General features: G+C 65.3%; 5 protein-coding genes. 1 reads left to right on the forward strand and 4 read right to left on the reverse strand.

Annotated features, from left to right (window positions below; all coding sequences use genetic code 11):
• Nucleotides 1-53: 53 nt before the first annotated feature.
• From WAW17_RS22570 to WAW17_RS22580, 3 genes are all read right to left on the reverse strand, one after another.
• Nucleotides 54-239, reverse strand: coding sequence for a hypothetical protein (locus tag WAW17_RS22570; protein ID WP_422335140.1), 186 nt, complete (start codon nucleotides 237-239; stop codon nucleotides 54-56).
• 157 nt (nucleotides 240-396) lie between these two features.
• Nucleotides 397-837, reverse strand: coding sequence for a hypothetical protein (locus WAW17_RS22575; RefSeq protein ID WP_422335141.1), 441 nt, complete (start codon nucleotides 835-837; stop codon nucleotides 397-399).
• A gap of 287 nt (nucleotides 838-1124) precedes the next feature.
• Entirely contained in the window at nucleotides 1125-1604 is a 480-nt protein-coding gene (locus WAW17_RS22580) for a hypothetical protein (protein WP_422335142.1), read from the reverse strand.
• Between the two features lie 199 nt (nucleotides 1605-1803).
• Here WAW17_RS22580 and WAW17_RS22585 point away from each other — a divergent pair, with 199 nt between their 5' ends.
• The gene (locus WAW17_RS22585; RefSeq protein ID WP_422335143.1) at nucleotides 1804-2943 is read left to right on the forward strand and encodes a hypothetical protein; all 1140 of its coding nucleotides are present in this window, start codon (nucleotides 1804-1806) and stop codon (nucleotides 2941-2943) included.
• A gap of 39 nt (nucleotides 2944-2982) precedes the next feature.
• Here the strand turns inward: WAW17_RS22585 and WAW17_RS22590 are convergent.
• Nucleotides 2983-4150, reverse strand: a 1168-nt coding sequence (locus WAW17_RS22590; protein WP_422335144.1) for a hypothetical protein, incomplete at its 5' end; no start/stop codon positions are given.

Here is a 4150-nt window from a genome sequence, read left to right on the forward strand (position 1 = left end):
ACGGGTAACAGCGCGAGAGCAGATGGAGTCGATCAGCACTCCCTCGACGATCGTCAATCGGTCTGCACTGGTCGTTCCTTGGTGGCCACGAATGCGAAGCCTTCTACCGGACCGGTCGGCTTCTGCCACTCGAAGTCGACCTCTTGACCAGGGTCGAGCTTTCTGAATCCAGCGGTGTCGAGCTCGCTGAAGTGCACCCAGTAGCCACCGGGGTTTGCGCACAGTCGATGGTGCCCCATCCGTCTTCACTGTTCCAGAACCGGACAACGCCACGTGAAGTCATCTCCCGATGATGCAGGAAGCTCTCGCCGGTCAGCGATCCGCCCCCGGAACAAAGGGTGCTGATGGGTACTCACGTCGTGTGGTCCCTTTGCGTGTGACTGATCCCGTACGCAGTCAGTGTCCTTCGGCGTTTACGAAGAGGTGGGCGCGGCTGCCGTCGCTGGTAAGGATCATCGTGACCTTGTCGGTGGGAAGCTCGCTGTTGGCCGGGTTCACGGTGACGAGCAGTTGCATCTGCTCTGTACATGAGAAGCCTAGAATTCCCCACTCCACATCGTCGAGCACCGGTTCGGTGCACTTGATTGGTTGCAGGGGCGGGAACGAAGAGTTGGCAGCGGACAGCTGGACCGAATTCGCGAACGCGGTCTGCGGGCCGTCGTAGCGTCCCAGGTACGAGTTTGCGCCCGGAAAGACCCGGGATTCGTACATCTGACCGAACCTGAACGTGGACGGGATCTCCACTCCACGACTCTTCAATGCATCATGGGCGGCCTCCTCGTCAATCGAATGAGTGCCCAGTCCGTCGTCGCACCCGGTCATCACAAGAGCTGCCATCACCACGAGGACCACCAACCCCGGGCCACACGTTGGTTTGCTGCACCACACCAATGGATCCTTCGTCATCGTCGTTGGCGAGTCAGGCTCGTAACTCTCTATCGAGACTATCCAGGTAAACAGATCCCCTTGGGACCACCAGCAGGGAATTCCGGCGGACAGCGCGCCGACGGACAGGCGTTCCGCAAGCGGAACCACCAGCGGGGCACTCCGACCGACAGCGCGCCGGCGGACAGGTGGTTCCGTAAGCGGATCGGCAACCGGTCACCGGACTATTGACTGGTTCGCTAACAGGCTCCGGTGATTGGGCAAGCCCAACTACGTGCGATCTTCCAGGTACCGTCCTCGGCGACGAACGCCACCGGGCCCACGTCACCAGGCGGATTTCCGTCGACGGCGACCTGCCCACGGGCGGATACTTCACCCTCACCAGTGCTGGTAACCGAGGTGAACTCGACCGTCAGTTTCTCCTGGACGAAGCGTTGGGCGAGAGCCGGATCGCTCTCGCTCACCCCCTGGAATAGCTTCACACGATCGGCCAACCGGACATCGTAATCGAGAGCGGTCTCGACAAGGGCAGTCAACTCCGCCGGTGTCGGGTCCGCGGTAGCCGGAACCTCGGGGGCAGCTGCTGCGAAGGATGTTGCCTGCACGCCCGTTGCTGATGCGGATGAATCGTCGTCACCGTTGTCCGAACCGCAAGCGGATAGCAGGCCTGTGGTGACCGCCGCTCCTGCGAGTAGAGCCGGAACGAGCCGAGACGTCATCGGAATCCTTTGCACGCAAGAGGCTGCTGGTCGGTTGTACTGACCCACTATGTCAGCTTCGGCAGATGAACTGGCGGACGCATCGATTCCCACTCACCGATCCCTAGCCGGATCACCAGCGACCCTTACCGAGCGGGACAGCTTCGTTCTCGCTTGAGTTGAGATTGCTGTGATCGGCCGTCGTGACAGGATCACGGGCATGGATGAGCGCACCCGGCCGGTCCGCGAAACGCAGGAGACCGTGGCGATGGACTACGGCCAGTTCTGTGTCGACGGCGGTCTCGGAGATCCGGACGTCGAGCTCGCCCTCCTGGAGCGGGCCCAGGCCGATCAACCCGCAGCCGGCAACGGGGCCATGCTTCTGGTGCTGTGCCCGCACCAGAACAACTTCCAGATGTCGGTGACCGTGCAGGTGTGGCCGTCACGACCCCCCGCGGACCGGGATCAGTGGCAGCAGGTCAGCGAAGGGCGCTTGGAAGTTGATGGTCGCGAGGTGTTGTCCTTGTCATCACCGACGGCCGAGCCGGTGGACGTCACCGTTCCTGCCGGCCGGTACACCGTGGAGATCTCCGGACGAGGATTCGTCAACTACGGGTGGCCGGGATCGACGACACCGGGTGATGTGTGGCGGATCCGGATGTGGCCGTACGACGGGGTCACCAAGACCCCGGCTCTGATGTGGGGCATGCCTGGTTTTGGCGTACCGGAGAACACTGCGCCCCCTGCGCCCGCCCACGAGGAGGAGCCGGCTCACGGCAGCTCGTCGGCCACTGGCACGACGATCGCCACCACGACAACCCGGTCCACGGCGATCGACTTCGAGGCACGTCCCGAACTGCAAAAGGTGCTAGCGTTGCGCGATTTCGACGACTGTGCACCGGACGTCGCAGCCGCGATTGTGGCGATGGACCCGCAGACCCAGCGGCGACTGGCGCAATGGGCCGCGATCCGCGCATTCGAGTTCGCCGGACTCGCCGACTGCGCCTGGGTCACACCGGCACTGGAGGCCTTGCGTAACGGTGATCCACTCCCGGCACCGTTCGACGATCCCCAGTCCGCGTCCAGCCGTCTCGCGGCGGAAAACCTTCCGCCCCAGGGCAAGGGCGGACCCTACCGCTCGAGTGCGGCGCCGGGTGGGGAGAAGTCACCGACAGGGAAGATGTTCGACCACGGGCCGGTGCACCGGCCGTACTACGCGATGCCGGCGCTGTTCAGCGCGGCAGACCCACGGCCGATCGTCGCTGCCTTTCAGGCGTTGTCGCACGCCTGCGCCACCTACGCTGAGCATGTGGACACACTGCTCGGCGCGACCCGCACCGAGTTCGATATCCCCGGATAGACCCTCGAGCGCCGGACAACCCTGGTCCTCGTGCGGAAGTTATCGGCCTCCGCGTCGGGTTAGTACGCGGACGCGGTCGGGGTCCGAGCGCCGGGCAAGGGCGAGCGTGGCGAGGATGGCGGTGACGGTCGCGACGACGATACCGAGGGGCAGTGGCGAGTCGACGGTGACTGCCGGTCCCGATTCGGATACCGGGTAGCCGTTCGACCACCCGTAGTCGGTGACGGCCAGTGGCGCGGAGACGGCGAAGAACGTCATGGTCAACGGCAACATCGCGGCGCTGACCACTACCGGTGCGTCCGCAGGGGTGGTCGAGAAGACGGAGGTGATGGACAACCCCAGCGCACCGGGCAATACCAGCGTGTACGCCGTGATCGTCACGGCGTCGAAGATGCCACTGTCCGGAAGCAGCCCGGTGGCCGTGACCAGGACGAGAAGAACCATCCCGACCGCCGCCCTCGGGTACCGCCACCCGACCATCACCCCGGCGACCAACGCGATGAGACCGCCCAGGACCCACCACCAAGCACCCGACAAGTAGTGCACTTGCCCGACCGTTACAGCGGCCACGGCCAACCCCACCAGCAGCACGTGCCCCTCAGGGGCGGGCAGCAGCCATGCCCCGGCAAGGGCCGCCGCGACGGCGAGCCCAACCGCGACAGTCCACGACACCGGGCCGGACTCGGTCGTTCCCAGCACGGTGTAGAGCAGCAGGAACACCACCGGCAGCCCGACACCGACGATCGCCGGCCGACCCCCGGCAGCAGGCTCGTCGGCACGGGTGACGAGCGCAACTCCGCCGAGAACAATCACGGCGACAGCCAGGATGGGCAGCGGCACGGTTGCCGGAACGTAGAACGGATCGCCGGGCAGGGTGACCGACCATCGTTGCGCCGGAACCCGCCACAAGCGGGCCCCGGTGAAGAACACTGTCGCCGCCAGCACCCCGAGAGCGAGCGCAATCAGTGGAGCCCGACGCCCTGCAGCCGAGTACGCCGCCGCACCAAGCATCAGGCCGGCACCCACCGCGTTCAGAGTCAGGGCCGGTTCGGTCGACACCGCCACAACAGCAGGCAGGCCGATCGCTGCGGCGCCCATGAGGGTGGTTGCGGCTGCGCCGATCCCGGAACGCAACCGCAGCAGCACCGTCAGCGCGGCGACGGCGACGACTGCTGCGACGGTTCCGGCCCACTGAGGAGTGACCAAC

Source organism: Rhodococcus sp. (in: high G+C Gram-positive bacteria) (genome assembly GCF_049286785.1).
Taxonomy (GTDB): Bacteria; Actinomycetota; Actinomycetes; order Mycobacteriales; family Mycobacteriaceae; genus Rhodococcus_F.

Coding starts and splice junctions, on each gene's coding strand:
- WAW17_RS22570 (WP_422335140.1), bottom strand. CDS start 239: ATGGGGCACCATCGACTGTGCGCAAACCCCGGTGGCTACTGGGTGCAC.
- WAW17_RS22575 (WP_422335141.1), bottom strand. CDS start 837: ATGGCAGCTCTTGTGATGACCGGGTGCGACGACGGACTGGGCACTCAT.
- WAW17_RS22580 (WP_422335142.1), bottom strand. CDS start 1,604: ATGACGTCTCGGCTCGTTCCGGCTCTACTCGCAGGAGCGGCGGTCACC.
- WAW17_RS22585 (WP_422335143.1), top strand. CDS start 1,804: ATGGATGAGCGCACCCGGCCGGTCCGCGAAACGCAGGAGACCGTGGCG.